General features: G+C 75.1%; 4 protein-coding genes. 3 read left to right on the top strand and 1 reads right to left on the bottom strand.

Going from position 1 to position 5,157, the window contains the following annotated elements; genetic code table 11:
- Positions 1-312: 312 nt before the first annotated feature.
- From GTR00_RS14095 to panD, 3 genes are read left to right on the top strand one after another with little or no spacing between them, the layout of a single operon-like run.
- The gene (locus GTR00_RS14095) at positions 313-2,787 is read left to right on the top strand and encodes a phosphoketolase family protein (RefSeq protein ID WP_166612240.1); all 2,475 of its coding nucleotides are present in this window, start codon (positions 313-315) and stop codon (positions 2,785-2,787) included.
- 39 nt (positions 2,788-2,826) lie between these two features.
- Positions 2,827-3,828: a zinc-binding alcohol dehydrogenase family protein gene (locus GTR00_RS14100; RefSeq protein ID WP_166612241.1), complete on the top strand. Its 1,002-nt coding sequence runs from the start codon at positions 2,827-2,829 to the stop codon at positions 3,826-3,828.
- A gap of 54 nt (positions 3,829-3,882) precedes the next feature.
- Positions 3,883-4,290 (top strand): aspartate 1-decarboxylase, encoded by a 408-nt coding sequence (gene panD, locus GTR00_RS14105; protein WP_166612242.1) that lies wholly within the window; start codon positions 3,883-3,885, stop codon positions 4,288-4,290.
- Between the two features lie 48 nt (positions 4,291-4,338).
- Here the strand turns inward: panD and GTR00_RS14110 are convergent, their stop codons facing one another.
- On the bottom strand, positions 4,339-5,082 hold the full coding sequence (locus GTR00_RS14110) for an SDR family oxidoreductase (protein ID WP_166612243.1): 744 nt from the start codon (positions 5,080-5,082) through the stop codon (positions 4,339-4,341).
- Positions 5,083-5,157: the final 75 nt, after the last annotated feature.

Raw genomic sequence — 5,157 nt, forward strand, 5'->3', positions numbered from 1 at the left:
CCCCCTCGTGACGCGAAGGAGCGCCACGACCGGCAGCACCGCCCCCGCAGCCCCCGCCGAGCAGCTGCTGCGCTCGCACGGCGCGAACTGGGTGCGGCTGCGCGTGCGGGTGGACCCGCCCGCCGGGTACAGCGCGCCGTCGGCCGCCGGGGTGCGGGGACGCAGCTGCGGCGACGGTGGTGCGGGGACCGGCGCGCCCCGCACCAGCGTCCCCGGGGCGCGGTCGCCCCCGGGACGGCCTAGGGTCGGAGCGCCCTGGTCCCGAGCGTCGGCGCGTGAGGGTCGGCGCGTGCAGCGAGGAGGAAGCACGCCATGCCCACCACCGACGCCGCCGCCACCACGCAGGACGCCTCGCCGGACACCTCGCCGGACACCTCGCCGGACGTCTCGCCGGGGCTCCTGGAGGCCCTGGCCCGCCCCAGCGCCGAGGAGGTCGGCGCGCTGGACGCGTGGTGGCGCGCCTGCAACTACCTGACCGTGGGGCAGATCTACCTGCGGGCCAACCCCCTGCTGCGCGAGGAGCTGCGCACCGAGCACGTCAAGCCGCGCCTGCTGGGGCACTGGGGCACCAGCCCGGGCCTGTCCTTCGTGTACGCGCACCTGTCCCGGCTGATCCGCCGCACCGGGCAGTCCTCGCTGTTCCTCACCGGCCCCGGGCACGGCGGTCCCGCCCTGGTGGCGGCGGCGTACCTGGAGGGCACCTACACCGAGAAGTTCCCGCACGTCACGCTGGGCACCGAGGGCATGACGCGGCTGTTCCGGCAGTTCTCCGCGCCCGGCGGCATCCCCAGCCACGTCTCGGTCACCACCCCCGGCTCCATCCACGAGGGCGGCGAGCTGGGCTACGTGCTCGTGCACGCCTTCGGCGCCGTCATGGACAACCCCGACCTGCTGGCGCTGGCCGTCGTCGGAGACGGCGAGGCCGAGACCGGGCCGCTGGAGGGTTCCTGGAAGGGGATCTCCTTCCTGGACCCGGCCCGCGACGGCGCGGTGCTGCCCGTGCTGCACCTGAACGGCGCGAAGATCTCCGGGCCCACCGTGCTGGCCCGCAAGGACCCCGCCGAGGTGCGCTCGCTGCTGGAGGGCCACGGCTACGAGGTGCTGGAGGTCGGCGGCGACGACCTGCCCGGCATGCACGAGCGCTTCGCCGGCACCCTGGCGCGCGCGTGGGGGCGCGTCCGGGCGATCCAGGCCGCCGCCCGCGCCCAGGACGCCCCGGCCGACGCGCCCCGCCCGCGCTGGCCGCTGATCGTGCTGCGCACCCCCAAGGGCTGGACCGGCCCGGACCGGGTCGACGGCGTGCAGGTCTCCGGGACGTTCCGCGCCCACCAGGTCCCGCTGTCCGGGGTGCGCGAGAACCCCGAGCACCTGCGGCTGCTGGAGCGGTGGATGCGCTCCTACGGCCCGGACGACCTCTTCGACGCCTCCGGCGCGCCCGTGGAGCTGGTCCGCTCCGCCGCCCCGGCCGGCGACCTGCGGATGAGCGCCACCCCGCACGCCAACGGCGGCCTGCTCACGCAGGACCTGGACCTGCCGGACTTCCGCGACTACGCCGTGCCGGTGGAGGCACCGGCGCGCGAGCGCGCGGAGTCCACCCGGCGGTTCGGCGAGCTGCTGCGCGACGTCTACGCCCGCAACCCGCGCACGTTCCGCCTGTTCTCCCCCGACGAGACGAACTCCAACCGGCTCGGCGCGGTGTTCGAGGTCTCCGACCGCGCGTTCGCCGAGCGCACGTACCCGGAGGACGTCTCGATCAGCCGGTCCGGGCGGGTGGTGGAGGTGCTCAGCGAGCACAACTGCCACGGCTGGCTGGAGGGGTACACCCTCACCGGCCGGCACGGGCTGTTCGCCACCTACGAGGCGTTCGCGATGGTCAGCGCCTCGCAGACCGTGCAGCACGCCAAGTGGCTGGAGGAGGCCGGCGACCTGCCCTGGCGCGCCGACGTGCCGAGCCTGAACGTCCTGCTCACCTCCACGGCGTGGCGCAACGACCACAACGGCTTCTCCCACCAGGGCCCGGGCCTGCTGCAGGTCGCGATCACCCAGCGCCCCGAGGTGTCGCGGATCTACCTGCCGCCGGACGCGAACTGCCTGCTGTCGGTGGCCGACCACTGCCTGCGCTCGCGCAACTACGTGAACCTGATCGTCATCGACAAGCAGCCGCAGCTGCAGTACCTCACGATCGAGCAGGCCGTGGAGCACTGCCGGCGCGGGGCGTCGGCGTGGGAGTGGGCCGGCAACGACGACGGCGCGGCCGAGCCGGACGTCGTGCTCGGCTGCGCCGGGGACGTGATGACGATGGAGACCGTGGCCGCCGCGCAGATCCTGCGCGAGCGGTTGCCGCAGCTGCGCTTCCGCGTCGTGAACGTCGTGGACCTCATGGCGCTGCAGCGCCCGAAGGACCACCCGCACGGCATGAGCGAGCTGCGGTTCCGGGAGCTGTTCACCGACTCCGTCGACGTGGTGTTCGCCTTCCACGGCTTCCCCGGCGCGATCCACCAGGTCGTGCACGGCCGCCCCGACGCCGACCGGTTCCACGTGCGCGGCTTCGTCGAGGAGGGCACCACCACCACCGCCTTCGACATGACGGTGCGCAACCGGGCCTCGCGGTACCACCTCGTGGTGGACGCGCTGAACAACGCCCGCCGCCTGCCGCCGGGCGCGGCGGACCTGGTGGACTACTGCCGCGCGCAGCTCGCCCGGCACCACGAGCACGTCGTGGAGCACCTGGAGGACATGCCCGAGGTGCGCGACTGGTCGCTGGGAGACTCCACCACGCTGACCTGAACCGGCCCGCGGGGCGGACCCGCGGAGAGGAGCACCACCGTGAGCACCGTGCACGCCGTCGCAGCCTTCGACGGGCTGCCGATCTCCCACCCCGACGCGCTCGTCGACGTCGAGGTGCCCGTGCCCGAGCTGCGCCCGCGCGACCTGCTCGTGCGCGTGCGGGCCGTCTCCGTCAACCCCGTGGACGTGAAGGTCCGCTCGGGCCTGGAGCGCCGGGACACCCCGAAGGTCCTCGGCTGGGACGCCGCCGGCACCGTCGAGGCCGTCGGCCCGCAGGTGGAGGGGTTCGGCGTCGGCGACGAGGTCTGGTACGCCGGCGACCTCACCCGCCCCGGCTCGAACACCGAGCTGCACGCCGTCGACGAGCGCGTCGTGTCCCGCAAGCCCACCACCCTGGGCTTCGCCGAGGCCGCCGCGCTGCCGCTGACCACCATCACCGCGTGGGAGTCGCTGTTCGACCGCCTGCGCCTGACCGGCTCCTCCCGCGGCGACCTCCTCGTCCTGGGCGCCGCGGGCGGCGTCGGCTCCGTGCTGGTCCAGCTCGCCAAGCTGCGCACCGGCCTGCGGGTCCTGGCCGGCGCCGGCAAGGCGGAGTCGCGCGAGTGGGTCACCGCCCTGGGCGCCGACGCCGTCGTCGACCACCACGACCTCGTCGCCTCCGTGCGGGCCCAGGCCCCCGACGGCGTGGACCTCCTCTTCAGCCCGCACAGCACCGGCAACGTCGAGGCGTTCGCGGAGGTCCTCAAGCCGTTCGGCGAGGTCGTCGCCATCGACGACCCCGTGGGGCTGGACCTGTACCCGCTGAAGACCAAGAGCATCACCTGGCACTGGGAGCTGATGTTCACCCGCCCGATGTTCACCACCCCCGACGTCGCCGAGCAGGGACGCCTCCTGGCGGAGACCGCCTCCCTCGTCGACGCCGGCCACCTGCGCTCCACGCTGACCACCGCGATCGACGACTTCAGCGCCGCGGGGCTGCGCGAGGCGCACCGCCTCGTCGAGACCGGCCGCACCGTGGGCAAGGTCGTCGTGCACCGCTGAGGGATACTCCCCGGTCGGGTGAGGGCCACCCGCGCGAGGACCACGGGAGCAGCGGTGCGGCGCACGCTCATGAACGGCAAGATCCACCGGGCCACCGTCACGGAGGCCGACCTGCACTACGTGGGCTCGATCACCCTGGACGCCGACCTGTGCCGGGCCGCGGACCTGGTGGAGGGCGAGAAGGTGCAGGTCGTGGACGTCACGAACGGCGCCCGCCTGGAGACGTACGTGATCGTCGGCGGGGCCGGCGGCGGGGACGTGAAGGTCAACGGGGCGGCGGCGCACCTGGTGCACCCGGGCGACCTGGTGATCATCGTCTCGTACGTCGAGGTGGAGGAGGCCGAGCGCGCCGCCCACCGGCCGCGCGTGGTGCACGTCGACGCCCGCAACCGGGTCGTCGCCGTGGGGGACGACCCGGCGCAGCCGGTGCCGGGCGCCCCGGAGCAGGTCCCGTCGCGGTAGGCGCGGGGTCGGCGCGGTGTCGTCGCGGGACGGGCGCGGGGTCGGCGCTCACCCCTCCCCCCGACCCGCTCCTCGGGGGGCGGGCGGCGCCCCGGAGCCCTCGGGCACGAGGACCGCCTCCTCCTCCCCGGAGCGCACCAGGCCGAGGACCGCCTCGGCCACCTGCTCGGGGGTGTGCGGCGGCGGGCCGCCGGGGCGCTGGCGCAGGGCGCCGGCGCGCAGCACGTCGTGGAACTCGGTGGCGGTGATGAAGGGGTAGAGGGTGGAGACGACGACGCCGTCGGCGGCCAGTTCGCGGCGGGCGACGGCGGAGAGCATGTTGAGGGCGGACTTGCTGGCGGCGTAGGCGCCGACGCCGGGCAGGACCGTGCGGGAGGTGCCGGAGCTGACGTCGACGACGCTGCCGCCGCCGTGGGCGCGCATCACCGGCAGGACGGCCTGCAGGGCCACGAGGGGGGCCACGACGTTGAGGTCGAGGATGGCGCGGAAGTCCTCGGGGTCGACCTGCTCCAGCGGCGAGTGCAGGCCCTGGCCGGCGTTGTTGACGAGGACGTCGATGCGCCCGTGGGCGTCGACGCCGGCCTGCACGGCCGCGCGCACCTGGGCGGGGTCGGTGACGTCGGTGCGCACGGCGACGGCGTCGCCGAGCTCGGCGGCCAGCGCCTCGATGCGCTCGCGGCGCCGGGCGGCCAGGACGAGCTTGGCGCCGGCGGCGGAGGCGGCGCGGGCGGTGGCGGCGCCGATCCCGGAGGAGGCGCCGGTGATGAGGAAGACCTTGCCGTCGATGTCCACGCCTCGAGCACAGCACCCGCCCCGGGGTGATCACCACTCGGGGCGCGGGGTGCGGGCCCGCGCCCCGAGTGGTGA

It is taken from the genome of Kineococcus indalonis (assembly GCF_009906395.1).
Taxonomy (GTDB): Bacteria; Actinomycetota; Actinomycetes; order Actinomycetales; family Kineococcaceae; genus Kineococcus; species Kineococcus indalonis.

What these genes read in the sequence shown, in the direction of transcription:
- GTR00_RS14095 (WP_166612240.1), top strand. Translation starts at nt 313, where the DNA reads ATGCCCACCACCGACGCCGCCGCCACCACGCAGGACGCCTCGCCGGAC.